This window comes from Photobacterium sp. GB-56 (assembly GCF_003026105.1).
In the GTDB taxonomy this organism is placed as follows: Bacteria; Pseudomonadota; Gammaproteobacteria; order Enterobacterales; family Vibrionaceae; genus Photobacterium.
Map to the genome: position 1 here is coordinate 1 of NZ_PYNW01000025.1, position 25,767 is coordinate 25,767.

Here is a 25,767-nt window from a genome sequence, read left to right on the forward strand (position 1 = left end):
GCTAGTTAGGATATTTGAATTGACTGTGCCAAATAACCGAAGTTATTTGTATTGGTCACTAGTATCATTGATAAATCTTTCGACTTAACTTTTCAACGAGTGCCCACACAGATTGCATGGTCAAATTATTAAAGAACGTTAGCGCAACACATCGTGCTGGCTGAGGCTGCGTATACTACACCGCGCTCAATTTAAGTCAACAATTATTTTAAAATTAATTTTCAAAACCCTTGCCACACTTAACTTAAAGCATACTTCCTTATCTTTTTAAGATTGAGACAAGATTTCAGCATTAAGACTACGATTTACCCAATTTAAAAAACACTGTTTAGCTAAGTTTTAAATTAGTTTTTTTATAAACCGCTTACCTACAAGTTATACACAGGTTGTAAATAACTTACTAACCATCCGTATTCCCTGTCGATGGAGCAGCATTATAGGGATAAGCTTAGAGATAGCAATAACAAAATTGAGAATTCAAACCGAATGACAATAAAAACAACGATAAACCCCAAAAATAACACTTTTTGTACAAAACGATACGTTTTCTTCTGTTTAAAAACAAAAAAGGCATATGAGGTAACTCATATGCCTTATCGTTATTTAATAAGATTAGTCTTTTATTGAAACAATAAAAGATGGATTCAGTAATTGCTCGCGATGATAGTTTAATGGTTGCCCTTCTAAATCGAGTACTATAGCCCCAGCACTCTCAGCTACACACTGGCCAGCAGCGGTATCCCACATCATTGTGGGTCCTAAACGCGGGTAACGTTGCGCTCGACCTTCTGCGACTAAACAGAACTTTAATGATGAACCAACTTCCGTCATCTTGTGCTCACCGATTTGTTCTAAGTAGTGATCTAACTCTGGGGAAGGATGAGAGCGACTACCAACAATCGTTGGTACTGTTGCTGCTCGTACACGAATAGGCTCACGACCGGCTTTGGTTTCTAACCACGCCTTATCACCATCACCTAACCATGCTTTTTCTAATGCAGGCGCATACACCACACCTAAAACAGGACGTCCTTCTTTTATTAAAGCAATGTTAACCGTGAACTCACCATTTTTGCGAATAAACTCTTTAGTGCCATCTAATGGATCAACTAACCAAAATGTGTCCCAATTTTGTCGTTGATGCCAATCTGTATGTGCGGACTCTTCTGAAAGAATAGGGATCTCTGGTGTTAGCTGTTGTAGTTTGGTAACGATAAGTTCATTAGCGGCAAGATCGGCATCTGTGACAGGGCTGCTATCTGATTTTTGCGTGATCTGAACTTGACCATGGTAACGAGCCATAATGGCAGCACCCGCCTCTAACGCGATGCTATATATTTCGTCGAGTAACATTGCCAATCCCTTTCTCCTTCATTTATTAGCTGATGATCTGTTTTGACTTTAAATGTTCAACACATTGTTCCACCAGCTTATCTATTGCATTACTACCTGCCGCTAAATGGAGCTCAGGCGATAACGGCGGTTGGTATTCAGAATCAATACCTGTAAATTGTTTGATTTCACCTGCTCGCGCTTTTTTATACAAGCCTTTCGGATCACGTTTTTCACACTCAGCAAGAGGAGTATCAACAAATACCTCAATAAACTCACCTTCAGGCAGTAAATCTCTCACTAACTGACGCTCTTCTCGATGTGGTGAAATAAAAGCACTAAGTACGATTAGCCCGGCATCAGCCATTAATGTCGCGACTTCACCAATACGTCGAATATTTTCACGGCGATCTTCCGCTGAGAAACCAAGATCACGACATAAACCATGACGAACATTGTCACCATCAAGTAAATAGGTGTGATAACCCATTTCAGCCAGTTTATTTTCTAATGCGCCAGCTACTGTTGATTTTCCTGCGCCGCTTAGGCCTGTAAACCACAACACACTCGCTTTCTGATTCTTTTGTGTTGCACGTAATTCTTTGGTTACGGTATGACGATGCCAAACAATATTCTCGTTATCATCATGCGCTTGTGGCGTGATTGTCATAACACACTCCGTTGTCTATTTATTAAAAAGGGAATAACAGTGGGATCAGGGTTAATACAACGATTGAATACACTATCGATATTGGTAATCCAATCCGAACATAATCTCTCAGCTTATAGTTACCTACGCTATAGACTAATAAGTTAGTTTGATAACCATAGGGTGAGATAAAGCTCGCACTGGCGCCAAACAGTACTGCCATAATAAAAGGCATAGGATCAACGTTATAAGCTAATGCTAGGCTATAACCGATAGGAAAAGACAAAGCCGCTGCAGCATTATTCGTGACTAACTCTGTTAACACGAGTGTCAGTAAGTAAACCGCAATTAATGCTCCATAAATTCCCCAGCCATTAAATGCTTCAATCAAAGCTTCACCCATTCGCTCAGATAACCCTGTTGTGATCATCAATTTAGCCAAGGTTAAAGCCGAGCCAACAATCACAACGATATCGATAGGAAAACGGCGGCGTAATTCTGCAAATGAGATAATGCCTACTGCTACCATAACGAAAAGATAAATGGCTAACCCTTTAATGATCGGTAATACATCCAATAAAGCGAGACCAATAACAGTCAGAAATCCCATCAGTACAGCTGCACTTTTGGTGTTATCTAAGCGAGCACTTGAATCAAGACCATTCACCAAGACAAATTCACGATCTAAGGTGGCTTTCTTTTGTTGGAATTTTTTACCCGGCACGATAACTAATGTATCGCCAGCATGCAGTTCGATATTACCGAGTCCACCAGCAAGACGTTCATGACCACGACGTATCGCCACAACGACAGCATCAAAATTTTCTCTAAAACGGGTACTTTTTAAGGTTTTACCACGAATTCCTGCCGAGTGGCTGATGATGACTTCCATCATCGATTGGCCATTTAGGTGATGCTGACCAAAAAGGTTTAAACCTGGAATTTCTTGAAGTGTGGTTACACTTTCGACATCACCACAAAATAATAAGGTATCGCCTGCCTGCAACTTAGTATCAGGACATACAGGTGCAATAGTTTGACCGTCACGGATCAACTCTGCTAGAAATAAACGGCGTAGGGCACGCAAACCATTTTCGGCAACGGTTTTTCCTACTAATGGGGATTTAGCTTCTACACGTGCTTCAAGGAAATAAGGCAATTGATCATCAGCATGATCATCATAACTGGGTAATAGATGACTAAGCGGGATAAGAATAACTAAGCCAACAACTAATACCGCTAAACCAATCATACTTGGTGCGAAAAAGCCTAAACTAGGCAGACCCGCATCTTCAACGAAACTATTTATGATTAAGTTCGTCGATGTACCTATTAACGTTAACGTTCCACCTAAAATAGCGGTATACGACAACGGTAATAATAATTTAGATGGTGCGTGGCGTTGGTTACGCTTAATCGCACCGATTAATGACACGACAACCGCAGTGTTATTCGTAAAAGATGATAATAATGCGGTTGATAAGCCGAGTTTTGTGACCACAGCCGTTTGGCCGCCCTGTGATATTTGACGCCCAACCCAACTAATCAACCGTGTTTTTTCTAAAGCAATGGAAACAAGGATCAACAACACTAATGTCAGTAATGACGAATTAGTGAAATTGCCAGCCAATGTCGGTAAATCGATCATTCCAGACTGATAACCAATAAATGCCGCACCTGCAAATAAGTAAGGCGGTTTTATTTTGGTTGCCAGTAAGCAGAGAATAATCACCACCAACATAGCTAAGACAATCGCTTGCTCCCATCCCATAGAGTTACCCTAGCAACTTGCTAAGATCTTTAGCATCCCAGTGTGGAAAGTGCTTGCGGATCAGGGCATTTAATTCAACTTCAAATGCTGAGTATTGCGCAGTATTTTGTTTAGCATCTAATGCTTCACGTACCATACCCGCACCAACCGTCACATTCGTTAAGCGATCAATAATGATAAAGCCGCCAGTATCTTTACATGCTTGATAGCTATCAACGGCAATGGCTTCATTTAAGCTCACTTCACATAAGCCAATACCATTAAGCGGTAAAGCATCAGTTTCAAAGGTTTCAAGGTTATTAATATCAACTTGGTGACGAATGGCATCAACACTACCAACCGTTTTCTTACCCGCAACTTTAATGTCGTACTGGCGACCGGTTTCTAACGCTGACTCGCCCATCCAAACAATATCAGCAAGTAAATTATTACTTAGTGGCACTGTTTCATCAGCAGCCACTAACGTATCACCACGGCTAATATCAATTTCATCAGCCAAGGTTACTGTTACTGCTAAGCCCGGTGTTGCAACCTCTAAATCACCATCAAATGTTACGATGCGATCAACGGTCGAGGTTTTACCCGATGGTAACGCACGTACTTTTTGCCCCACTCGTAATTCACCTGAGGCTAATGTGCCGGCGAAACCACGGAAATCAAGATTTGGACGATTCACATATTGCACAGGGAAACGTAGTTCTGTCGACGCCTGACCTTGAGTAAGATCCACTTTTTCAAGCAAGGTCAGTAATGAATCACCATCATACCAAGGCGTTTTTTCGCTAAGGCCAACAACGTTATCCCCTTCTAATGCCGATAACGGCACTAAGCTAATGTTGATATCACTGTTCAGTTTTTTCGAGAACGCTAAATATTCTTCACGGATTGACTCAAAACGCGCTTGGTCAAATCCCACTAAGTCCATTTTGTTAATCGCAACAATAAAGTGACGAATACCCAATAGACTTGCAATGTAAGAGTGACGACGAGTTTGATCCAATACGCCTTTACGCGCATCAATCAAGATCACCGCGACATCACAGGTCGATGCACCTGTAGCCATGTTACGGGTGTACTGCTCATGTCCTGGGGTATCGGCAATGATGAACTTACGCGCTTTGGTTGAGAAGTAACGATAAGCAACATCAATCGTGATCCCTTGCTCGCGCTCAGCCTGCAATCCATCAACCAATAACGCTAGGTCAGGCTTATCGCCCGTTGTACCGACTTTTTGACTGTCGGTATGAATTGCCGCTAATTGATCTTCATAAATTTGGTGAGAGTCATGCAGTAGTCGACCAATTAAAGTACTTTTACCGTCATCTACTGAGCCACAGGTTAAAAATCGCAGTAGAGATTTATTATGGTGTTGGTCAAGATAAGCTTCGATACCGAGCTCAGCGACCTGTTGTTCAATCACGCTATTCATTATTCTCTCCTTAGAAGTAACCTTGGCGTTTTTTCAATTCCATTGAACCCGACTGATCATGGTCAATCGCTCGACCTTGTCGTTCACTCGATGTTGCCACCAGCATTTCTTCAATAATGCCCGGTAGTGTATCGGCTGTAGATTCAATCGCTCCCGTTAGTGGGTAACAACCTAAGGTTCTAAAGCGCACACTCTTTTGCTCGATTTTCTCACCCGGTTGAAGCTCCATACGCTCATCATCAACCATGATCAACATGCCGTCACGATCAACCACAGGGCGTACTTCAGATAGGTACAGTGGAACAATCTCGATACCTTCTAAATAGATGTATTGCCAGATATCAAGCTCAGTCCAGTTTGAAAGTGGGAAAACACGAATACTCTCGCCCTTGTTGATTTGACCGTTGTAAGTCTTCCATAACTCAGGACGCTGATTTTTCGGATCCCAGGTGTGGTTCTTGTCACGGAATGAATAGACACGCTCTTTTGCACGTGATTTTTCTTCATCACGACGTGCGCCACCAAAAGCGGCATCAAAACCATACTTGTCCAGTGCCTGCTTTAGACCCTGAGTTTTCATAATATCGGTGTGCTTTGACGAACCGTGTGTGAATGGGCCAACGCCCATTGCGAGACCTTCAGGGTTCTTATGTACCAATAAATCAAAGCCGTACTTTTCTGCGGTGCGATCACGGAAATCGATCATCTCGCGGAATTTCCAATCGGTATCAACGTGCAGCAATGGGAACGGGATCTTCCCCGGATAAAATGCTTTACGTGCTAGGTGTAACATTACCGATGAATCTTTACCGATAGAGTACATCATTACCGGATTATCAAACTCAGCCGCTACTTCACGGATAATGTGGATACTTTCCGCTTCTAACTGCTTGAGGTGGGTTAAACGTTTCGGGTCCATCTCTCTCTCCATACTATGCCAGCTTAACTACCGCATCTTGCTGCTGTAGCGACTGTTCCTGTTTTGTGAACCAATCTAATTTCGTCGATAGATTAACTACCTCTCCTACTACTATCAGCGATGGAGAAGCAGCATGTTTTGCTAATTCAGCCAGCTCGCTTAGCTGACCTTTTAAAACTTTTTGGGTTTTCTGGGTACCACGCTCAATAATGGCGATAGGGGTATCAGCACCACGACCGTGCTCTAACAACTGTTGCTGAATATGACTCGATTTCATCAAGCCCATGTAAATCACTAAGGTTTGTTTTCCACGTGCGAGTGTTGACCAATCCAAAGTATCGCCATCAGGCTTGAGATGCCCCGTAACAAACATGGCGGTTTGGGCGTAATCACGGTGAGTTAATGGAATGCCCGCATAGGCTGTAGCACCAGCTGCTGCTGTAATACCCGGTACAACTTGGAATGGAATATCAGCATCAAAGAGCACTTCAAGCTCTTCACCACCACGACCAAACACAAATGGGTCGCCACCTTTTAATCGCACCACTCGCTTGCCTTGCTGGGCGTAGTGAACAATTAATCGATTCGTTTCTTCTTGAGGAACACTATGAAAACCGGCTTTTTTACCCACGCATACTAATTCGGCATCACGGCGGACTAAATCCATCACTTCATCAGACACCAAGTAGTCATACAGCACGACATCAGCTTGCTGCATCAGTTGTAATGCACGAAGGGTCAATAAGCCCGCATCACCTGGACCTGCGCCAATTAATGCAACTTGTCCTTGCGGTGGTGCTTGTTGGGTTAATGCCACCAGCTCTTGCTCAGCCTCTTGCTCACGCCCCGATGCCACTAAGTCACCAAAACGTCCGTTAAAGGCCTGCTCCCAGAAATAACGACGAGCAGAAAAAGAAGAGACGGTTTGTGATAAACGCTGACGGAAGTTACCCGCAATCGTTGCCATACGTCCTAAGTGTTGTGGTAATAACGCTTCAAGCTTTTCACGTAATAAACGGGCGAGTACCGGCGCCTGACCTGATGACGAGATCGCGACAATGATGGGTGAACGATCAACAATAGAGGGAATAATAAAACTGCAGCGCTGAGTATCATCAACGACATTGACTAATACTTGGCGTTGATTGGCCGATTGATAGACCAGCGCATTAATCGCTTTACGCTCTGTCGCGGCAATGGCTAAGAAAATACCATCAAGATCTGATGGTGAAAAATGTTCTCCGACCAATTTGATCTGTTGAGAAGCTAATGCAGCAGTAAAGTCAGCATTTAAACGTGGTGCAATAACACGAACATCTGCGCCTGCTTTTAATAGCATACGGGTTTTACGCCACGCGCTATCACCACCACCGACAACCAGACATGGTCGACGCTTTAAATCTGCAAAAATTGGCAAGTAATCCATCATTAGCCCTCTTTTTATCCCTAGATGCACTATAGAGGGGGCTTGATATTACTTGAAATTCTAAAATTTCATTTTTTATTCCAAAAAGTTTAGCCACAACATGCCGACAACACTTAATGACAAGATTCAGCGAATTACACTATATACAATGCATTATATAGTTATAAATCTCACGATTAAGGCGAACGATAGGGAGCAACACAGCAAATAAAAGCTTATGTTATGCCTTTTATGTCTAGGTTATGACGAATCACTCTTCTATTAATACGAGAAATAACGGCGTAATTTTCGATCTCGCTAACAATTGATCAAAAAAAACGAGATGGAGAGCACGATAGTGCGACACAGATAACAGCCTTTCTCAGTACATTTGATACCTTACGCTTGCTTTCTTTGCCTACCCGTTTGGAGATATTCATGAAGTTATCAGCTAAGCCTTTATCAATCGCGATATTAGGCGGTTTACTTACGCTTGCAGGTCCAGCAACAGCAGACACCATCAAACTACGTATTTTAGAAACCACGGATATCCATACTAATGTAATGGATTATGATTACTACAAAGATGCGCCAACCGAGAAAACAGGCTTAGTACGTACTGCAACATTAGTAGAAAAGGCACGTGGCGAAGTCACCAATAGTGTCTTAGTTGATAACGGTGATTTACTGCAAGGTAGCCCGATGGGTGACTACATGGCAGCAAAAGGGATCAAGCATGGTGAAGTTCACCCTGTTTATAAAGTCATGAACCAACTTGATTACGATGTTGGTAATATTGGTAACCACGAATTCAACTATGGCTTAGATTTCCTTGATACCAGCATTGAAGGTGCTGACTTCCCTTACATCAATGCAAACGTCTACGACTTAAAAACAGGTAAGAACTTATTCTCTCCTTATCTGATCAAGGAATACACATTTAAAGATAACAAGGGTAATGACCAACAAGTGAAGATTGGTTATATCGGTTTTGTTCCGCCACAAATCATGGTGTGGGATAAAAAGAACCTCGAGGGTAAGGTAGAAGCCAAAGATATTAAGCAAACTGCTGAGAAATTCATTCCACAAATGAAAGCAGAAGGCGCTGATATTATTGTCGCGATCCCACACTCAGGCGTTTCAACCGATCCACATAAAGTGGGTGCTGAAAACTCGGTATACTATTTAACGCAAGTTGAAGGTATTGACGCGATTGCATTCGGTCACTCACACGCGGTTTTCCCAAGCAAAGAGTTTGCAAATCTACCAGGTGCTGATATTGAAAAAGGTACCATTAATGGTATTCCAGCAGTCATGCCGGGACGCTGGGGCGATCACGTTGGCATCATGGATTTAGTATTAGATAAAGAGGGTAACAGCTGGAAAGTCACCTCTGCTCAAACTGAAGCTCGCCCTATTTTCGATAAAGCAACCCAAAAACCAATTGTTGATGCTGATCCTAAATTAGTAGCGGCGGTTAAAGTTGATCACAATGCCACCCGTGATTTCGTTAATCAACCAATTGGTAAAGCAAGTGACGTTATGTACAGCTACTTAGCACTGGTACAAGACGATCCAACCGTGCAAATCGTAAACCTTGCACAAAAAGATTATGTTGAACGCTTTATTCAAGGCGATCCCGATCTCGATGGTATTCCAGTACTTTCAGCAGCCGCACCATTTAAAGCTGGCGGTCGTGGTAACGATGCAACCAACTTTACAGAAGTTGAATCAGGTCAACTGACTTTCCGTAACGCGGCTGACTTATACTTGTATCCAAATACCCTTGTTGCCATGAAAGTAACAGGTAAAGAAGTGAAAGAATGGCTGGAATGTTCTGCTGGCCAATTTAATCAAATTGATGTTAACAGTGATAAGCCACAAGGCTTGATCAACTGGGATGGTTTCCGTACTTATAACTTTGATGTTATTGATGGCGTCACTTACAACATCGATATTTCACAACCTGCGAAATACGATGGTGAATGTAAAGTTATTAACCCAACGGCAAGTCGTATTAAAGATCTTAGCTTTAACGGTAAAGCTGTAAAAGACGATCAAAAATTCATCATCGCAACCAATAACTACCGTGCCTACAGTGGTAAATTTGCTGGTACTGGTGAGAAGTTTGTTGCCTTTGCTGCACCCGATGAAAACCGTACCGTTCTTTCTGACTACATTAGCCGTGTAAGTAAAGAAAAAGGCCAAGTGGTGCCAAGTGCGGATAACAACTGGCACTTCACGCCACTGAAAAGTGATAAGAAGTTAGATATTCGCTTTGAAACAGCCAATAGCGAAAAAGCGGCGAAGTTCATTAAAGACAAAGGTCAGTACCCAATGACCCAAGTTGAAACAACGCCAACTGGCTTTGCGATTTACCAGTTGGATTTACAACACGCGAAATAATCGTCGCAATAAAGTAAGCTAGATACCGCAGCTGGTCTGCGGTATTTTTTTATGATTAAAAAGAGAGTCGTCATGAAGCCTTCCGCACAACTTTCTCAACTCGCCGAATTTCTTCAACAATTTGGCGCCGAGCAAACCACGATTGATGAAGCATTAAGCCAAGCACAAGTATTAGCGTTACCCACTCGTCACATACTGCTCCATCAAGGGCAACAAGCAGAGCAGTTCTACTTTTTACTTAATGGGATTTGCCATGCTTGCTATCTCACTGACAGTGGTAAGCAATTCAGTAAAGAGTTCTATTGGGATCAAGATACCTTGATTGGCTTTGAAGCACTGATCACTCAATCACCTTCGCCTTTTCTATTAGAAACCTTGTCCGCTAGCGAGCTCATTGCCCTACCGATTGAGCTAATTGAAACATGGCGCTCACAAGGGGTAGCGCTATATCAACACTTATTAGAACGTCAGTTAGTATTTAAGGAAAACAAAGAACGCTTCATGTTGATGTACAGCCCAGAAGAACGATATCAATTATTCACCCAAAGCTTTGCCGAGCTCAACGTTAAACTCACGGACTATCAAATTGCCTCATACCTTGGAATCACCCCGATCAGCCTCAGCCGAATAAAAAAAAGACAAAGCGAACCACAATAATGAAACGATATTAACAATGGTTAATGAGGCCGTGAAAAACGCAGGTTACTATGAAGGTAACTTTGACTATCACAGAAAAAGAGAACACGTGATGATTACTTGGCAATGCCTTTCTTTTGCACAACTGACGACCCACCAGCTTTATGATGCACTAAAGCTACGCGCTGACATTTTTGTGGTAGAGCAAGACTGTGTTTACCCTGATCTTGATGATAACGATCGTGCTGATGATGTTTACCATTTATTAGGCTATCAAGATGGCAAACTGATCGCCTACCTTCGCCTACTCAGTGCAGGACTCACTTACGACAATGTCAGTATTGGTCGAGTTGTTACGGCACAAGAAACACGAGGCAGCGGTATAGGTCATCAACTGCTCAAACAAGGACTCGAAAACGCCACGCGTATTTGGCCTAATGCGACCATCGAGATTGGAGCGCAAGAGCACTTGATCGGCTTTTACTCTCAATACGGTTTTAAACAAACCTCTGATATGTACCTTGAAGACGGCATTCCACATGTTGATATGGTGCTAACACAAGGCGATAACTAATGAAGCAAACTGCCGTGTCATTGGGGATCCTATTACTGATATTCGGTAATTTATCCGCCTCTCTGTCTGATGTCGCAGTTAAATTACTCAATGGCGAAGTCCATCCCTTGCAATACATGTTTCTTCGCCAAGTAATAAGCTTAATTATTATTTTGCCTTTTTGGTTGTCCCAGCCAAAACAGCAACGTGAGGTCGGTAGTTGGAAGATCAATACCATCCGTGCGTATTTAGTATTAGCGGGGAGTTCAATGTTGTTAGTGGCGCTGACATATTTGCCCCTCGCGACGGCCAATGCCTTATTTTATGCCGCGCCCTTATTGATGATCCCACTTTCAATAGTGCTATTAGGTGAGTACCCCACAAAAGGGAAAGTCGTTGCGACAGCGATTGGATTTATCGGAATTTTAATTGTTTTACGCCCTACCCAATTTCACTGGGCTGCGATTGCCGCACTGGGTACTGCAACTACATTGGCGCTCTACAATGTATTAGTACGTAAACTGCCACAATCACAAACCGTATCATCCACGCTCTTTTGGACAAGTGTATTATCACTGCCTGTGGCGACCCCTTTGGCATGGTACTTCTGGCAACCGATCTCACTTGAAAACCTTGGGCTTATTGCTGCAAGTGCGCTATTTACCTTAGGCTATCAAGGGTGTGTGGTATTGGCATATCGCCAAAGTGAAACCCATAAAATTGGGTTAGCAGAATATTCAGGGCTTATTTTTGTCGCCTTCTTTGGTTGGATTTGGTTTAACGAAAGTTTAGATACCTTAACGCTTATCGGTATTTTATTGATCGTTCTACCTATGATGCCAAGACCTAAACGAAAAAAATTCACCACTCAGATCGACATACAGTGATCAAATAGTAACCTCTGCGGTAACGCATAAAAAGAAAAAACAAAAAAGCCCACTTAAGCCTCTCTTTCTAGTTAAAAGCAAATAAGTGGGCTTTTTCATATTTATTTCATCACTGGTTATTTACGATAATAGCTACCATTACTGCTACGGTAATAAGCTGCTGAAATACCATTACCTTCAATCTTCAAACCATCTATTTGGCCATTACTATTTACACGATACATTAGCGTTTGACCGGCCTGTACATTACTGATCGGCTTACCCGCACCTTCAATATTGGCAATTTTATATAAATCCGATAATGGTAACGAGCGATCTCTAAACACGTTCGCTAAGGTTTCACCGGCTGGAACTTTATAACTAACCCATTGCCCTGCATCGCTTGATGCAACCTTGGCCGTGTTTGCTGTCGTTGTTGTATTGGTTGTATTCGTTGTAATCGGTTCATCAGTCGCTTTGGTTACCACCGCCGCTTCTTTTGACAGATCAACGGTGTACGCCTTACCGCCATCTAACGGATAAATTTTCTGAATCATCGGTTTCTTTTCAGGTGCCGGACCAGTATCTTCCGTTCCTCCAACCGCTTTCATCTTACTGTCTTCACGAATATCTGCCGTATCTAAAACAATATCTGTACGCTTACTCACACCAGTATTAGATGATGTCGTTCCCGTTTGCCCTACCGGTTGAGTCGTGCTCGTAGAACCGCCAAGGTTAAGAGAAATACTACGACGAACACCACTGTCTGCACTTTGCTCTTGTTCTAATTGATTCGTTGTCGGCAACATTAATACAGCGACAAAAATAGGCACAAGGATCATCAATGCCCAGCGATGAAAACGTGGAAAATGTGACCATGTATGGCCAATTCCGGCTTTAATCTGACGACATTTGTCAAAGAGCCCTGACAAACTAAAATTGACTGATGATCGTTTTGACGCATGTTTTGTTCTCGAACGGCGATTGGCCTGTCCCATATACAGCACTCCAGAGCTTCATATGTCACGCAATTTGCGAATAATGATTACAAATATTTACCCATGAGTTTACCCATGAGGGGCGAAACTGTTATCCTGCTTGCTTTAATTCATTCAACATTAAGAGATGACGATAATGTCTGACGTTAAACTAGATACAGTTGAGACTAAAGCAAGTTATGGTATTGGTCTACAAATGGGCCAACAACTAGCACAAAGCGGTCTTGAAGGCCTAAACGTAGCAGCAATTGCGAAAGGTATCGCAGCTTCTCTTGCTGGCGAAATGCCAGAAATCGAAGTTGATGAAATCAACAATGCACTACGTGAACTTCACACTGCAGCAGACGCTGCACGTCAAGAGCAGGCTAAACTAGCTGCTGCTGAAGGCGAAGCATTCCTAGCTGAAAACGCAAAGCGTGCAGAAGTTACAGTAACTGATTCTGGTCTTCAATACGAAGTACTCGTTGAAGGTAATGGCGAAATCCCAACTTCTGACAAGCAAGTACGTGTTCATTACCACGGTATGCTAACAGACGGCACTGTTTTTGACAGCTCTGTTTCTCGTGGTCAACCAGCAGAATTCCCAGTAACTGGCGTTATCGCTGGTTGGGTTGAAGCACTACAAATGATGCCTGTAGGTTCTAAGTGGAAACTTTCTATTCCACAAAACCTAGCATACGGTGAGCGCGGCGCAGGTGCTGCAATTCCTCCATATGCAGCACTTGTATTTGAAGTTGAGCTACTAGATATCCTATAAGATATTGCTCTCTTCTTAAAAACGGCGCCCCGGCGCCGTTTTTTTATGGTTAAAAAATACGCTCCATTCTCTCAAACTAATAAACCCTACTAGTTAAATCATCAGGTTTCGTGTTTTATCAATAAAATGTATTACAAAAATAAATATCTACACTAGGATAGATAATAGTTAATTAAGGAGAACCCCATGGAAAAGCGTCATATCTTAACTACACTTACCGCCGTTGCTTTATTATCATCAAGTGCAATGAGCCATGCATTCAGCCTATCTGATGTCGCAAGTGCTTTTGGGGGAGAAAAAAGTGAACAAGTTGCTACCCAGATTGCAGAAAACCCATTAACCAAAGCACTCGTGTCTGATCTTGGGGTAAAGCCAGATCAAGCAGCAGGCGGTGCAGGTGCATTACTGGCAATGGCAACCAGTGAGCTAACAGGCCCACAAGGTAAAGAGTTAACTCAATTAATTCCTGGCGCAGAAAAGCTAACTGACTCATTACCACTCGGTTTAGGCCAGCTATTAGGCAGTAAAGAAAATATCGATAAAGTCTTTTCTTTATTAGGCATGAAACCTGAAATGGTTAACCAATTCGTGCCTGTTGTTACGCAATTTTTAGGTGAGCAAGGCGCAAGTAATGAACTCCTTGGCGCACTTTCTAATATTTGGGCACCAGCTGCACCTGCTGCCAAAAAATAACTTGTTATTGCTCAAAGCATCGACAAAATAAAAGGGCGAGATCATCGATCTCGCCCTTTTCTATTACACTAGTTCTGATTTGCTATCGGTTAAATTCCTGAACCATCCGCTTCTGTATCGCTGTCTTCGTGTAAACCACACTCACGTTTTAGACCAAAGAATCGCGTTTCTTCTTCTTTCATCCCCGGTTGCCACTTAACTGTCGTATGGACATCACCGACAGAAAGATAGTCTTGCGCTTTTAATGGGTGATAAGGCAAATCATGCTGTTGTAAATACAGATCGATTTGCTCATTACTCCAATCAATTAATGGCAGGAACTTAAAGCGTCCATTCTGGATCGCTAATACCGGTAATGTTGCACGTGAGCTTGATTGTTCACGACGGAGCCCAGAAAACCATGTTTTCACTTGCAGTTCATCTAATGCTCGACGCATCGGCTCAACTTTGTTCAGCAAATTATATTGCTTAATACCATCAACCCCTTGCAACCACAGTTGACCATAACGTGCTTCTTGCCATGCGGCGCTTTGTTTTGCGCTGTAGACATGAAGATTAAGATCTAATCGTTTGGTTAAGCTATCAATAAACTGATACGTTTCAGGAAATAAATACCCCGTATCGGTTAATACCACAGGAATATCAGGCTTTACTGTTGTGACTAAATGCAACATCACAGCAGATTGAATACCAAAACTTGATGCTAATGCAAACCCACCTTCAAGGTTGTCGATAGCCCAGCTTACTCGCTGCTCTGCCGTCATATCCTCCAGCGCGGCATTGATTTCAGCCAGCTGAATAATTTGACTCACTTTAGGCAGCTCAAGTAACTCAGCCAGTTGAAATTTAGCCATAAAAATCTCTCTTTGATACTTTTACTTCATCAATAATGCCTGCGCGAATAGTGAAATCACCAAAGTCTTCACTTTCTTGACGCTCTGTAGACCAACGGCCCACTAAGCTATCAATTTCATCCATGATCTGCGCAACAGTAATATTTTCACGGTACATCTTAGGTACACGTGTTCCGTTACGGTTACCGCCTAAATGTAAGTTATAACGACCCGGCGCTTTACCTACGAGGCCAATTTCCGCCAACATCGCACGACCACAGCCATTTGGACAACCCGTGACACGAAGAATGATGTTTTCATCATCGTCTAAGCCGTGTTTTTCTAGAATGCCTTCAACATCAGTAACAAATTCAGGTAAGAAACGCTCTGCTTCCGCCATCGCTAATGGACAGGTTGGCAATGAAACACAGGCCATTGAGTTTTTACGCTGCTCGCTAACACCGTCATCAATCAAACCATGATCGCGCGCGATCTTTTCGATCTTGTCTTTGTCTTTTGCTAACACACCCGCAACAATTAAGTTTTGGTTAGCCGTCATACGGAAATCGCCTTGGTGTACTTTGGCAATTTCAGCAACACCGGTTTTTAAAGGCTTGTTTGGGTAATCCAACAAACGTCCATTTTCAATAAACAATGCGAGGTGATGCTTGCCGTCGATGCCTTCAACCCAACCAATGCGATCACCACGATCGGTAAACTCATAAGGTCGACTGTCTTCAAACTTCACACCCGCACGTTTTTCAACTTCCGCTTTAAATACATCACTACCTACACGATCTAACGTGTACTTAGTTTTTGCATTCTTACGATTTGAACGGTTACCCCAATCACGCTGTGTTGTTACCACTGCCGCAGCAACATCTAACGTTTTCTCTAGTGGAATAAAACCAAAGTCATCGGCACGACGAGGGTAAGTTGAATGATCGCCGTGAGTCATTGCCAAGCCGCCACCCACTAGTACGTTGAAGCCCACTAACTTGCCGTTGTCTGCAATCGCAACAAAGTTAAGATCGTTGGCATGCACGTCCACATCATTTTGAGGTGGGATCACAACCGTGGTTTTAAATTTACGCGGTAGGTAATTGCTACCTAAAATTGGCTCTTCATCTGTCGTTTCTAGCTTTTCACCGTCTAACCAAATTTCCGCATAGGCACGGGTTTTAGGTAGCAAGTGTTCACTGATCTTTTTCGCCCACTCATATGCTTCTTGGTGAAGCTCTGATTCTACTGGGTTAGTCGTACATAGAACGTTTCGGTTAACATCACCCGCTGTCGCAATTGAATCGATACCAATACTGTTTAACGTTTGGTGCATCAGCTTGATATTAGGTTTTAGTACACCGTGGAACTGGAACGTCTGACGGGTAGTTAAGCGAATACTGCCATAAGAAGTATGCTCATCGGCAAACTTATCAATCGCTAACCACTGCTTAGGGGTAATAATACCGCCAGGCATACGCGCACGTAACATCACGTTATGCAGTGGTTCGAGTTTTTGTTTTGCGCGCTCTGCACGGATATCACGATCATCTTGCTGATACATACCGTGGAAACGGATCAACTGGAAGTTATCTGCAGTAAAACCACCGGTCATACGATCGCCAAGATCCTGCTCAATAGTTCCGCGAAGAAAATTACTCTCGCGCTTTAGACGTTCGTTATCTGATAATTTTTGATCTGTCATTAGTACACATCCCTTTGATAGCGCTTATCCTTACGCAGATCGTTAAGATACTGCTCAGCCTGCTCGCGCGTTTTATTCCCTTGTTGCTCAATCACTGTGATCAGCGCTTGATGAACATCTTTTGCCATTTGATTAGCATCACCACACACATAAACATGCGCGCCGTCTTGCAGCCACTGCCATACTTGCGCAGCTTGTTCTAAGATTCGGTGCTGAACGTAAACTTTCTCAGCTTGGTCGCGGCTAAATGCCACATCAATCTGATTAACAACCCCATCTTTTAAGTATTTTTGCCACTCAACTTGGTATAAGAAATCTTCTGTGAAGGTACGGTCGCCAAAGAATAACCAGTTTTTACCTTGTGCTTCACGGTTATCACGCTCTTGAACAAAGGCGCGGAATGGGGCAATACCAGTACCCGGCCCCACCATGATCACAGGGGTATTATCATCAGCTGGTAACTTAAAGTTATTGTTAGTTTCAACAAAGACTTTAACTTCAGCGCCTTCTTCTAAACGCTGGGCTAAGAAGCTTGATGCGCCACCTTGACGTTGTTCTTCACCTTGCGCGTATTCAACCACCCCAACAGTTAAGTGAACTTCTTCACCCACTTCTTCTTGGCTTGAAGCAATAGAATATAAACGTGGTGTTAAACGACGAAGTAGACCGATTAATTGCTCTGCAGTTAATGCTGTTTTCTTTTCTGCTAATACATCAATAATTTGTGTTTTCGCAGAATACTCACGAAGCTTTTCACGATCTGCCACCAGCTTTTCAAGCTTTTTACTACCTGATAACTCAGCGTATTTGATCACAAACTGTGGATTTGATGCAGTAATTTCATATTTGCTAATCAACGCATCACGTAGACTTAATGCAGCACCATCAACATCAACAGAGGTATCCGCGTCTAAGCCAAGCTTCGCTAAAATGGCATCCACTAACTGTGGGTCATTTTCAAACCACACACCGAGTGCATCACCCGCTTGATACGTTAAGCCTGAATCTTCTAAATCGATTTCAATATGGCGAACATCTTTACCTGAATCACGGCCTGTGATTTTTTGACTTACCAATAAACTCGCGGTGTAAGGGTTCTGTTTATTGTATGCAGAAACAGCGGCAGGCTTTTGACCAACAGGCAGTTGAACAACTTCAGCTTCACCCGTTGATAAAGTTTCTTTGGTTTTAGCTAATGCTTGCGTACGCCATTCAGCAGCAGGTGCTTCATAGTCAACGTCACAATCTAAACGTTCAAGCATTGGCTGCGCGCCAAGTTTCGCTAAGTAGTTATCAAAGTCTTTCGCTGTTTGACAGAAGAACTCATAACTTGAATCACCTAAACCAATCACGGCATAGTTAAGATCTGCCAGTTTAGGGGCTTTCTTTGATTGTAAAAATTCATGTAATTCAATAGCATCATCAGGTGCTTCACCTTCGCCATGGGTTGATGCCACGATAATCACGTGGGTTTCCTTAGCGAGGTTTTTACCTTTATAGTCGCCGGCAGAAAACACTTGAACAGCAATATCAGCCGCTTGTGCTTCTTCTTTTAACGCTTCAGCAACACCTTTGGCATTACCGGTTTGCGAGGCATAAATGATGGTGAGTTTACCGGCTGGTTTTGCGGCAGCCAGTACATTATTTTGGGCTGCAGGTTCTGCAGCTGATTGAGACTGGGTTTGGCTTAATCCCCAAAAGTAGCCACTGATCCACGCAAGCTGTTGTGGCGATGATTCTGCCGCTGCTTGCTTCAGTTGATCTATTTGCTGATCATTAAGTGGACTGGCTAAAGCCGATAATTCCTTCACTAACATGACACGACGATCCCTATTCATTGCGTACTGTTAGATTAGCCATTTCATGTAATAACAAGAAAGAATAGATAAGAATGTTTTATAACCTTTTTAAAGGTTAAGAAAAAAGTGAATGCGAAATAATCGTTATGTTGCCGTCAAACAATAAGGATTATCTCGCCTTTACTGGTAGGAAATATGATCGGTTTTAGTATTCATCAGCAATTCTAACTTGATTAAATCCAACTTCAAAAGCTTGTTGAGTTGCGCTATCAATATCACGATAGCAACGTTCACTGCCAGCCCCGTCAGTTAAAGGAACCAAGCCACCTCGACGGTGACGAAATTCAACGATATAACCATCACCAATTGAAGGCTCAACCACAGCCTCAACCAATTCTTGGCTAACATAAAGGTGTTGTAGCTCAGTCAGTGTCATAACCTTACTCCCTATCCTTTGTCACTTTTATTAGCTCAGCATAAAAGATGGAATGTATACACTTAAAAATGGTACAAAAACCTAGAAACAGCCAATAAAAAAACCACGACATTGTCGTGGTTTTTATTAATTCGTTAGCTTAAGAAGACTTAGAAATCGACTTCAACACCTGCGAACCAACCATTTAGATCAACATCGCCAGCATTCTTCGCTTTATCGAAATCGTAATCCATCATGCGGTAACCACCACGGATGTTTAGATCTGCCGCCACTAAACCGATTGTGTATTTCACACCAGCTTGACCGTCAAATAAACGAGTACCATCATATTTACCCGCGTTTGCTTGAGCAAATACTGTTAATGGTGTTGCTGGAATACCGATTTCCGCATTACCGTAAATAGTTGGCTGCCAATCGCTGAAGCTATCATCGTTTTGAATTTTAACGCCACCGAACTTAGTCATTGTTAAACCAAGATCTAAAGACACTAGATCATTATCTAGAATTTCGTAGTACGCTGTAAAATCACTTTGTTCAAATGCAACATTATCTGCATCGATATTGTTGTAACGAACCATAAAGTTAGGAACTAAAGGAATGAAGTGTTCAAAAGATGCGTAGTAAGATGCTGATGTATCATCGCTTTTATGGCCATCAACTTTCGCATTTGCAAACCATGCATCTGCGCCTACTTTAACACCTAAAAGGGTATCTGCCTGTGCTGGAATAGCAGCAGTCATTGCCATTGCCGCAGCTACTGAAAGCATTACTTTTTTCATGTCGAGTCTCCGCTCTTCATCATTAATAATTTTAAACGGCGAAACTATAACAGAAACCCTAAAAAAACACTGCTCTTATCTATTTTGATGATATTTTTTAACTAAATTTACCCAAAATTACTCACTATTATTTTGTTGATAGTGTTTCATTTGAATATATTTATCAGTGGATTAATAACGACGTGTACGAGATAGACGATCTTTGTATTCTTGTACTTTTTTGTTATCTCTCACCAACCAAATCGCAATAGCAATTAACACGATCCATGGTAATAACTTAATCACTAAACCCAACATGCCAACCACAGCCATGATCGCAAAACCAGCCGCAACGGCTATCATCATGCCAATAATACTCACCCCCGTAAAAACTAACACGAATGCAAACGTCAGCAAAAATAGAAACTCAAACATAACCCTCTCCTTAACCCAGTATTACCTTTCAACGATAAGCTTTTCTATCAAGTTCACAATATAAACCGACAGAGCATGTTGAAAGCGATCCTATTCAATATCAATATTAGATGTAATTGCACAAATCACGCCAAATGATATAAAAATTTATCTCTTAATTTTCAATTAGATACAAAAAAGGCCAACCCATACGGATTAGCCTTTTCTCTCTGCATTAGCCAAATTCACTTATTTATCGTGAATCTCGCCAACAACAATTTAGCAATTAAACATCTAAGTGCGCAGGAATTTTATCTAACGCCTGCTGAACAACTTCAATACCAGCACCCGGTTTGTGAGCATTCTCACTGATATGTCGACGCCACTGACGTGCACCCGGCATACTTTGGAATAAACCCAGCATATGGCGTGTAATATGTCCCAAGTAAGAACCGTTAGCGAGTTGCTTTTCAATGTATGGATACATAGCTTCAACCACTTCACGACGCTTCATTACAGGGCGTTCACTACCAAATAAACGTTGATCCACTTCCGCCATTAAGTATGGGCTTTGGTACGCTTCACGACCGACCATCACACCATCCATATGTTTCAGGTGTTCTTCCATTTCTTCAAACGTTTTAATGCCACCATTGATTGCCATGGTTAAATGCGCAAAGTCTTGCTTTAGTTGGTAAACGCGCGGGTAGTCTAGTGGCGGAATTTCACGGTTCTCTTTCGGGCTTAAACCACTTAGCCATGCTTTACGGGCGTGGATAGTGAAATTATCACAACCGCCTTTCTCAGATACCACGTGGATAAAATCTTTTAAAAACTCGTAAGAATCTTGATCATCAATACCAATACGGGTTTTTACCGTCACAGGAATATCAACGACATCGCGCATCGCAGTGACACACTGCGCTACCAACTCGGCTTCACCCATTAGACAAGCACCAAACATCCCGTTTTGTACGCGATCAGATGGGCAGCCCACGTTTAAGTTAATTTCATCGTAGCCACGCTCTTGCGCTAACTTAGCACAACGCGCCAAATCAATTGGATTTGAACCACCCAGTTGAAGCGCCAATGGATGCTCTTCTTCGTTATACGCTAAGAAATCGCCCTTACCGTGAATAATCGCGCCTGTTGTCACCATCTCGGTATACAACAATGCTTCTTTACTCATTAAACGGTGAAAGTAACGACAATGACGATCAGTCCAATCCAGCATCGGTGCGACAGAAAAACGCTGCATTGGAAAATCGCCTGTAACACTTTGAGTTGACAAGTTATTTTTCATTGTCTCGTCTACAACATTTGTCATTTTTATACCCTATTTGGATTGCTTTACGTTTAAATTCAGAATCTTACTCCCCTCATTACGTAGTATCTAAAAGATACGATCGCTAAATGCTTAACTGATGTAGCTTGAGGGATATTCTGAAGAAAGCGGATTCTACATTAAAACGTAGTTAAGCCAAAGCAGAAGCAATAAAGTGAAAGCGAGAACTTACTTACACCATTGTCATATACCTTTATTTCAAAGCATTCTAAAAAGAGAAGCTCAGTGCTTTTTAATAAATATTATGTAAAACCCTTCTTTTTCTTGTCCACACAGCACTATCAATAATCTATTTTGACTATATCGACAAAAAAGACTGTACAAAAAGTAAACACCTGTTATTATCCATCTCGCTCTGTTGTTTAGAGAGTTATTAAATGCGGCACCAAGTCACAGTTAAACCTTCAGCTACATCAACGTTTTCGTTTTGTACTTCAGTGTTTCCCTTGTTTTGGCAGTATCATTAATAATTTAACCACTTAGCACATCGCATTTTAGCGGTTAATTAATCACATATATAAGGGGCATAACATGTCTAACAAAACTACTGGTTTAGTAAAATGGTTTAACGAAGAGAAAGGTTTTGGTTTCATTACTCAAGACAACGGCGGTGCTGACGTATTCGTTCACTTCCGTGCTATCGCTTCTGAAGGTTTCAAAACTCTTGCTGAAGGCCAAAAAGTGTCTTTTGAAGTAGAGCAAGGCCAAAAAGGTCTTCAAGCTGCAAACGTTGTAGCTATCTAATTTATCCTTACGGATAAATAAAAAAATGCTGGCTAAGGCCGGCATTTTTTATACCTGTAATTTACCCTCTATCAATATCGCCCCCCAGCTACCCCCTAACTTCTGCTGTATCTCTGAGTAACTCCGCCCAAGGCTCAACTACTCCCGACTATCTTAAATGCAGGGATACATTTACACGGCGCTCACGGTACTTACCTTTCGCTTTTGCTCTCCCTTCTTTTCTTACCTTTATCTTACACCCTTTACCATTATTACTAATTGGTAATAATCTTTTGTGTTTTTATCGTATTGTTGTTTTTGGTGTAATTATTAATAATACATCCATCGAAACGCACAGGGCGTTCACAAACATAAATACACAAGGTTTTATTACTCATGAAAACAGTTATTAAAGCAACTATCGCAGCCGCTATCATCGCTATGTCTTACAACGCTTCAGCAAAAGATGGTGCGTTCACAGGTAATGTTCAATTTCAAAAATCAGCGGCTAGCACTATGAATGCGGCGCACTACCAAAAACAAGGTACTGCAGAGCGTTCACACTCAGGTGTGGTATTCACACAATCAGCATCACACCTTACTTTTGCTGAAAAGCTACTGTCTGCTGCTGATAAATAAGCCGCAGATATCGGCAAGTAACATCCCATTTTAATTATTACGTTTACGTAATAGTGGTTAACTTTTCATTTTATTGTTTATTTCCGGTAAGTGAGCTGTTGTTAGCATCAACACCAACAACAACCATAAAGATTCGGTGCCGATAACACTCACTTTGCTATTCACACTCTGTAAAAAATTCCGGCTTATGGCACACGCGGTAAGCCAACATAAATTACTTAATATTATCGGAGCTTTATTATGAGCAATGTCTTCTACATGCCACCTGTAACACTAATGGGTCCTAATGCTATTCAATCTTTAGGTGCTGAACTTGCGTCAAAAGAGCTGAAAAAAGCCCTAATCGTGACAGACAGTGTATTAGTTGAAGTGGGTTTAGTGAGCAAACTAACTGACGAGCTTACTGCGCACGGCCTTGATTACACTATTTACGATGGTGTGCAACCTAACCCAACAGAGAAAAACATTGAAGATGGCCTAGCGCTACTTGCAAGCAGCCATTCTGATTTTGTGATTTCATTCGGTGGTGGTTCTTCACACGATACCGCTAAAGGTATTGCATTAGTGGCAGCGAACGGTGGTCACATTCGTGATTACTCTAAAGGTGTACACCTTTCTAAAAAGCCACAACTTCCATTGGTAACCGTGAACACAACTGCTGGTACTGCTTCAGAAATGACCGTATTTGCGATCATCACTAACCAAGAAGATGAAACCAAATACCCAGTGGTTGATAAGCACTTCACGCCAATTATTGCAGTAAACGATTCAGAGCTAATGGTCGCAATGCCTAAGTTCCTAACTGCTGCAACTGGTATGGATGCATTAACTCACGCCGTTGAAGCGTATGTTTCAACAGCTGCAACACCCATCACTGATGCATCTGCAATTAAAGCGATTGAACTGATTGTAAATAACCTAGAAACCGCAGTGAATGACGGCCAAAACCGCGAAGCTCGTGATGCAATGCAGTACGGCGAGTACCTTGCTGGGATGGCATTCTCTAATGCCTCTTTAGGTTACGTTCACTCAATGGCGCACCAATTAGGTGGCGTTTACGACCTGGCACACGGCCTATGTAACGCGATTCTATTGGCAGAAGTTTCACGTTTTAACGCCAAACAGGTACCAGAGCGTTTTGTTGATATTGCGAAAGCAATGGGTATCGACACAGCAGCAATGACCCAAGAGCAAGCAGTAAATGCAGCCCTTGAAGCGATTGATGCACTATCTGAAAAGGTAGGTACTAAGCAACGCCTAGCAGATTTAGGTGTGACTGAAGACAAGCTAGCGTTCATGGCGCAAAACGCCCTAAACGATGCATGTTCTTTAACGAACCCACGCAAAGCGAGCCTAGAAGAAATCGTAGCGATCTTTAAAGCACGCATGTAATTAGCAACAGCTATAAAAAGGCTGGGAGAACCCAGCCTTTTTTATAACGAATAACGAAAAAGCTAACCATAGAACAACGCTGGCTTTTTGTTAACTCATCTATTTCGAGGGTAAAGAAATGACAGAAAATATTATCGTTGAGATCAGTAATCACAGAAGTTCGCCAAAGAAAGTCTCCGTAAAAGCCTATTGTAATGACAATCAGAAATTACCGAGTGCGGTGATTATTTCATTAGAACAATATGAATCTGCCGGATTAACTCAATCTTTAACGCAGCTTCTTAATAAGAGCAAAAGCCAAAACATTATTGATAAGTGCAAAGCCTTACTTAGCTATATTGCCGATGGTGCAACCATTCGAATGAATTGCTATAGCAGATAAAAAGACCGCCTTGATGAGCGGTCTTTCCGTGTATTCACAAGCAACACACCAACCCTAACTCTCCTTCACCACCCGCGCTATTGTCGCCCTGCTACATCCTAACTTCTCTTTTTCTCTAAGTAACCACCTCAAAATCCAGCGCGAACTCAATTAAATCCAAAGTAACAGATATTTCAGTAGTAATGATTATTGCCTGTATTGGGGTTAGCCACATAACAGGAAGCGGTAGTTTTAGCCCGTTCTTTTTCGATTGGGGTGGCTATTACGATAACGGATTAATTGATGCCGCCGAGTGGAAAGCCAACCGCTTTAAACTGATTTAAGTTACGTAACTTACTTAACTTATGCAATTTACATAACTTACGCAAAACGGATTTAATACAATGAAAATTAAAGGATTTACCTTACTTGAAACAATCATCACCATTAGCGTATTAAGCATATTGATCGTCATGGCAGCACCAAGCTTTAGCAGCCTTTTTGCCAGTAACGCGATGAAGCGAACATCTATCGAGTTGCGTGGCCTGATCGTTGCGGCTAAATCAGAAGCGGTAATGCGCGGCACCGACGTATACCTTCACACCGTTGGATTAACCAGCACCAAAACCCTCACTGATAACTGGTGCCTAATTGCGACCACCGATGCCACCATTACCGATTGTGATCACAGCAATACCTTGTACAAAGTTGATGGCAGCGAACTACAAGGCATGAACATTCAACGCCACAGCAGCTACGCAATAATTCGTATTGATAAACAAGATGGCCATCCTGATTTTAATAACAGCCTAGCGACAGTTGATTGGATCACGTTCGAGAAAGAAAGCGGCAAAGCCCTAACGATGCAAATGACATGGATGGGACGACTCTATCAATGTGGTGTTGAGGGGGAATGGTATGGGGCTGAGGCGTGTTGATAAAAAAAGC

At 42.2% G+C, this 25,767-nt stretch carries 26 protein-coding genes; 12 read left to right on the forward strand and 14 right to left on the reverse strand.

Annotated elements, in window-relative coordinates; translation table 11 throughout:
* Positions 1-612: 612 nt before the first annotated feature.
* The 6 genes from cysQ to cysG are packed head-to-tail and all read right to left on the reverse strand — an operon-like array spanning position 613 to position 7,526.
* On the reverse strand, positions 613-1,353 hold the full coding sequence (gene cysQ / locus C9J42_RS20000) for a 3'(2'),5'-bisphosphate nucleotidase CysQ (protein WP_199187180.1): 741 nt from the start codon (positions 1,351-1,353) through the stop codon (positions 613-615).
* Between the two features lie 25 nt (positions 1,354-1,378).
* Positions 1,379-2,002: an adenylyl-sulfate kinase gene (cysC, locus tag C9J42_RS20005; protein WP_107208049.1), complete on the reverse strand. Its 624-nt coding sequence runs from the start codon at positions 2,000-2,002 to the stop codon at positions 1,379-1,381.
* A 22-nt stretch (positions 2,003-2,024) separates the two neighbouring features.
* A complete protein-coding gene (locus C9J42_RS20010; RefSeq protein WP_107208048.1) occupies positions 2,025-3,752 on the reverse strand; it encodes an SLC13 family permease in 1,728 nt (575 codons plus the stop codon).
* 4 nt (positions 3,753-3,756) lie between these two features.
* Positions 3,757-5,181, reverse strand: coding sequence for a sulfate adenylyltransferase subunit CysN (cysN, locus tag C9J42_RS20015; RefSeq protein ID WP_107208047.1), 1,425 nt, complete (start codon positions 5,179-5,181; stop codon positions 3,757-3,759).
* 10 nt (positions 5,182-5,191) lie between these two features.
* Positions 5,192-6,100, reverse strand: a complete 909-nt coding sequence (gene cysD / locus C9J42_RS20020) for a sulfate adenylyltransferase subunit CysD (RefSeq protein ID WP_005372727.1) — start codon at positions 6,098-6,100, stop codon at positions 5,192-5,194.
* Between the two features lie 13 nt (positions 6,101-6,113).
* Complete coding sequence (gene cysG, locus C9J42_RS20025; RefSeq protein WP_107208046.1) at positions 6,114-7,526, reverse strand: siroheme synthase CysG; 1,413 nt, start codon at positions 7,524-7,526, stop codon at positions 6,114-6,116.
* A gap of 417 nt (positions 7,527-7,943) precedes the next feature.
* Between cysG and C9J42_RS20030 the strand changes: the two genes are divergently transcribed.
* The 4 genes from C9J42_RS20030 (at position 7,944) to C9J42_RS20045 (ending at position 11,987) form a co-directional block, all read left to right on the forward strand.
* Positions 7,944-9,911 (forward strand): bifunctional 2',3'-cyclic-nucleotide 2'-phosphodiesterase/3'-nucleotidase, encoded by a 1,968-nt coding sequence (locus tag C9J42_RS20030; protein WP_107208045.1) that lies wholly within the window; start codon positions 7,944-7,946, stop codon positions 9,909-9,911.
* Between the two features lie 72 nt (positions 9,912-9,983).
* Complete coding sequence (locus C9J42_RS20035; RefSeq protein ID WP_107208044.1) at positions 9,984-10,568, forward strand: Crp/Fnr family transcriptional regulator; 585 nt, start codon at positions 9,984-9,986, stop codon at positions 10,566-10,568.
* A 91-nt stretch (positions 10,569-10,659) separates the two neighbouring features.
* Positions 10,660-11,121: a GNAT family N-acetyltransferase gene (locus tag C9J42_RS20040; RefSeq protein WP_107208054.1), complete on the forward strand. Its 462-nt coding sequence runs from the start codon at positions 10,660-10,662 to the stop codon at positions 11,119-11,121.
* Positions 11,121-11,987, forward strand: coding sequence for a DMT family transporter (locus C9J42_RS20045; protein WP_107208043.1), 867 nt, complete (start codon positions 11,121-11,123; stop codon positions 11,985-11,987). Before C9J42_RS20040 ends, C9J42_RS20045 begins: the two co-directional genes overlap by 1 nt.
* Before the next feature lie 116 nt (positions 11,988-12,103).
* On the opposite strand, the gene C9J42_RS20050 is transcribed toward C9J42_RS20045, so the two are convergent.
* On the reverse strand, positions 12,104-12,964 hold the full coding sequence (locus C9J42_RS20050; protein ID WP_233217821.1) for a LysM-like peptidoglycan-binding domain-containing protein: 861 nt from the start codon (positions 12,962-12,964) through the stop codon (positions 12,104-12,106).
* 136 nt (positions 12,965-13,100) lie between these two features.
* Here C9J42_RS20050 and C9J42_RS20055 point away from each other — a divergent pair, with 136 nt between their 5' ends.
* Together C9J42_RS20055 and C9J42_RS20060 are read left to right on the forward strand one after the other, a co-directional pair.
* Complete coding sequence (locus tag C9J42_RS20055; protein ID WP_005372738.1) at positions 13,101-13,721, forward strand: FKBP-type peptidyl-prolyl cis-trans isomerase; 621 nt, start codon at positions 13,101-13,103, stop codon at positions 13,719-13,721.
* Positions 13,722-13,907: 186 nt separating this feature from the next.
* Positions 13,908-14,414: a DUF2780 domain-containing protein gene (locus tag C9J42_RS20060; RefSeq protein ID WP_107208042.1), complete on the forward strand. Its 507-nt coding sequence runs from the start codon at positions 13,908-13,910 to the stop codon at positions 14,412-14,414.
* Between the two features lie 89 nt (positions 14,415-14,503).
* On the opposite strand, the gene C9J42_RS20065 is transcribed toward C9J42_RS20060, so the two are convergent.
* The 7 genes from C9J42_RS20065 to dusA form a co-directional block, all read right to left on the reverse strand.
* The gene (locus tag C9J42_RS20065) at positions 14,504-15,268 is read right to left on the reverse strand and encodes a phosphoadenylyl-sulfate reductase (RefSeq protein ID WP_107208041.1); all 765 of its coding nucleotides are present in this window, start codon (positions 15,266-15,268) and stop codon (positions 14,504-14,506) included.
* Positions 15,261-16,952 carry an assimilatory sulfite reductase (NADPH) hemoprotein subunit gene (cysI, locus tag C9J42_RS20070; protein WP_107208040.1) on the reverse strand — a complete coding sequence of 564 codons (1,692 nt, stop codon included), beginning with the start codon at positions 16,950-16,952 and terminating at the stop codon, positions 15,261-15,263. The genes C9J42_RS20065 and cysI overlap by 8 nt, the downstream gene beginning before the upstream one ends.
* Entirely contained in the window at positions 16,952-18,769 is a 1,818-nt protein-coding gene (locus C9J42_RS20075) for an assimilatory sulfite reductase (NADPH) flavoprotein subunit (protein ID WP_107302262.1), read from the reverse strand. Before C9J42_RS20075 ends, cysI begins: the two co-directional genes overlap by 1 nt.
* 187 nt (positions 18,770-18,956) lie before the next feature.
* The gene (locus C9J42_RS20080; RefSeq protein WP_107208038.1) at positions 18,957-19,187 is read right to left on the reverse strand and encodes a thymidylate kinase; all 231 of its coding nucleotides are present in this window, start codon (positions 19,185-19,187) and stop codon (positions 18,957-18,959) included.
* 149 nt (positions 19,188-19,336) lie between these two features.
* Positions 19,337-19,966, reverse strand: coding sequence for a TIGR04219 family outer membrane beta-barrel protein (locus C9J42_RS20085; RefSeq protein ID WP_107208037.1), 630 nt, complete (start codon positions 19,964-19,966; stop codon positions 19,337-19,339).
* Positions 19,967-20,137: 171 nt separating this feature from the next.
* Positions 20,138-20,380: an envelope stress response protein PspG gene (gene pspG / locus C9J42_RS20090; protein ID WP_045129268.1), complete on the reverse strand. Its 243-nt coding sequence runs from the start codon at positions 20,378-20,380 to the stop codon at positions 20,138-20,140.
* A gap of 265 nt (positions 20,381-20,645) precedes the next feature.
* On the reverse strand, positions 20,646-21,662 hold the full coding sequence (dusA, locus tag C9J42_RS20095; RefSeq protein ID WP_086000659.1) for a tRNA dihydrouridine(20/20a) synthase DusA: 1,017 nt from the start codon (positions 21,660-21,662) through the stop codon (positions 20,646-20,648).
* A 573-nt stretch (positions 21,663-22,235) separates the two neighbouring features.
* Here dusA and C9J42_RS20100 point away from each other — a divergent pair.
* From C9J42_RS20100 to C9J42_RS20120, 6 genes are all read left to right on the forward strand, one after another.
* Complete coding sequence (locus C9J42_RS20100) at positions 22,236-22,448, forward strand: cold-shock protein (protein ID WP_006647715.1); 213 nt, start codon at positions 22,236-22,238, stop codon at positions 22,446-22,448.
* Between the two features lie 375 nt (positions 22,449-22,823).
* Positions 22,824-23,066, forward strand: coding sequence for a hypothetical protein (locus tag C9J42_RS20105; RefSeq protein WP_107302263.1), 243 nt, complete (start codon positions 22,824-22,826; stop codon positions 23,064-23,066).
* Positions 23,067-23,306: 240 nt separating this feature from the next.
* A complete protein-coding gene (locus C9J42_RS20110) occupies positions 23,307-24,458 on the forward strand; it encodes an iron-containing alcohol dehydrogenase (protein ID WP_005372756.1) in 1,152 nt (383 codons plus the stop codon).
* Between the two features lie 118 nt (positions 24,459-24,576).
* Positions 24,577-24,840, forward strand: a complete 264-nt coding sequence (locus C9J42_RS20115; protein WP_107208032.1) for a hypothetical protein — start codon at positions 24,577-24,579, stop codon at positions 24,838-24,840.
* A 182-nt stretch (positions 24,841-25,022) separates the two neighbouring features.
* The gene (locus C9J42_RS21655; protein ID WP_199189337.1) at positions 25,023-25,163 is read left to right on the forward strand and encodes a hypothetical protein; all 141 of its coding nucleotides are present in this window, start codon (positions 25,023-25,025) and stop codon (positions 25,161-25,163) included.
* 60 nt (positions 25,164-25,223) lie between these two features.
* Positions 25,224-25,757 carry a Tfp pilus assembly protein FimT/FimU gene (locus tag C9J42_RS20120; RefSeq protein ID WP_107302268.1) on the forward strand — a complete coding sequence of 178 codons (534 nt, stop codon included), beginning with the start codon at positions 25,224-25,226 and terminating at the stop codon, positions 25,755-25,757.
* Positions 25,758-25,767: the final 10 nt, after the last annotated feature.

What these genes read in the sequence shown, in the direction of transcription:
- cysQ (WP_199187180.1), bottom strand. Translation starts at nt 1,353, where the DNA reads ATGTTACTCGACGAAATATATAGCATCGCGTTAGAGGCGGGTGCTGCC.
- C9J42_RS20045 (WP_107208043.1), top strand. Translation starts at nt 11,121, where the DNA reads ATGAAGCAAACTGCCGTGTCATTGGGGATCCTATTACTGATATTCGGT.
- C9J42_RS20120 (WP_107302268.1), top strand. Translation starts at nt 25,224, where the DNA reads ATGAAAATTAAAGGATTTACCTTACTTGAAACAATCATCACCATTAGC.
- C9J42_RS20075 (WP_107302262.1), bottom strand. Translation starts at nt 18,769, where the DNA reads ATGTTAGTGAAGGAATTATCGGCTTTAGCCAGTCCACTTAATGATCAG.
- C9J42_RS20080 (WP_107208038.1), bottom strand. Translation starts at nt 19,187, where the DNA reads ATGACACTGACTGAGCTACAACACCTTTATGTTAGCCAAGAATTGGTT.
- C9J42_RS21655 (WP_199189337.1), top strand. Translation starts at nt 25,023, where the DNA reads ATGATTATTGCCTGTATTGGGGTTAGCCACATAACAGGAAGCGGTAGT.
- C9J42_RS20040 (WP_107208054.1), top strand. Translation starts at nt 10,660, where the DNA reads ATGATTACTTGGCAATGCCTTTCTTTTGCACAACTGACGACCCACCAG.
- cysG (WP_107208046.1), bottom strand. Translation starts at nt 7,526, where the DNA reads ATGGATTACTTGCCAATTTTTGCAGATTTAAAGCGTCGACCATGTCTG.
- C9J42_RS20115 (WP_107208032.1), top strand. Translation starts at nt 24,577, where the DNA reads ATGACAGAAAATATTATCGTTGAGATCAGTAATCACAGAAGTTCGCCA.
- cysI (WP_107208040.1), bottom strand. Translation starts at nt 16,952, where the DNA reads ATGACAGATCAAAAATTATCAGATAACGAACGTCTAAAGCGCGAGAGT.
- C9J42_RS20100 (WP_006647715.1), top strand. Translation starts at nt 22,236, where the DNA reads ATGTCTAACAAAACTACTGGTTTAGTAAAATGGTTTAACGAAGAGAAA.
- C9J42_RS20065 (WP_107208041.1), bottom strand. Translation starts at nt 15,268, where the DNA reads ATGGCTAAATTTCAACTGGCTGAGTTACTTGAGCTGCCTAAAGTGAGT.
- dusA (WP_086000659.1), bottom strand. Translation starts at nt 21,662, where the DNA reads ATGAAAAATAACTTGTCAACTCAAAGTGTTACAGGCGATTTTCCAATG.
- C9J42_RS20110 (WP_005372756.1), top strand. Translation starts at nt 23,307, where the DNA reads ATGAGCAATGTCTTCTACATGCCACCTGTAACACTAATGGGTCCTAAT.
- C9J42_RS20035 (WP_107208044.1), top strand. Translation starts at nt 9,984, where the DNA reads ATGAAGCCTTCCGCACAACTTTCTCAACTCGCCGAATTTCTTCAACAA.
- C9J42_RS20085 (WP_107208037.1), bottom strand. Translation starts at nt 19,966, where the DNA reads ATGAAAAAAGTAATGCTTTCAGTAGCTGCGGCAATGGCAATGACTGCT.
- C9J42_RS20105 (WP_107302263.1), top strand. Translation starts at nt 22,824, where the DNA reads ATGAAAACAGTTATTAAAGCAACTATCGCAGCCGCTATCATCGCTATG.
- cysD (WP_005372727.1), bottom strand. Translation starts at nt 6,100, where the DNA reads ATGGACCCGAAACGTTTAACCCACCTCAAGCAGTTAGAAGCGGAAAGT.
- C9J42_RS20050 (WP_233217821.1), bottom strand. Translation starts at nt 12,964, where the DNA reads ATGGGACAGGCCAATCGCCGTTCGAGAACAAAACATGCGTCAAAACGA.
- C9J42_RS20060 (WP_107208042.1), top strand. Translation starts at nt 13,908, where the DNA reads ATGGAAAAGCGTCATATCTTAACTACACTTACCGCCGTTGCTTTATTA.
- C9J42_RS20010 (WP_107208048.1), bottom strand. Translation starts at nt 3,752, where the DNA reads ATGGGATGGGAGCAAGCGATTGTCTTAGCTATGTTGGTGGTGATTATT.
- C9J42_RS20030 (WP_107208045.1), top strand. Translation starts at nt 7,944, where the DNA reads ATGAAGTTATCAGCTAAGCCTTTATCAATCGCGATATTAGGCGGTTTA.
- cysN (WP_107208047.1), bottom strand. Translation starts at nt 5,181, where the DNA reads ATGAATAGCGTGATTGAACAACAGGTCGCTGAGCTCGGTATCGAAGCT.
- pspG (WP_045129268.1), bottom strand. Translation starts at nt 20,380, where the DNA reads ATGTTTGAGTTTCTATTTTTGCTGACGTTTGCATTCGTGTTAGTTTTT.
- C9J42_RS20055 (WP_005372738.1), top strand. Translation starts at nt 13,101, where the DNA reads ATGTCTGACGTTAAACTAGATACAGTTGAGACTAAAGCAAGTTATGGT.
- cysC (WP_107208049.1), bottom strand. Translation starts at nt 2,002, where the DNA reads ATGACAATCACGCCACAAGCGCATGATGATAACGAGAATATTGTTTGG.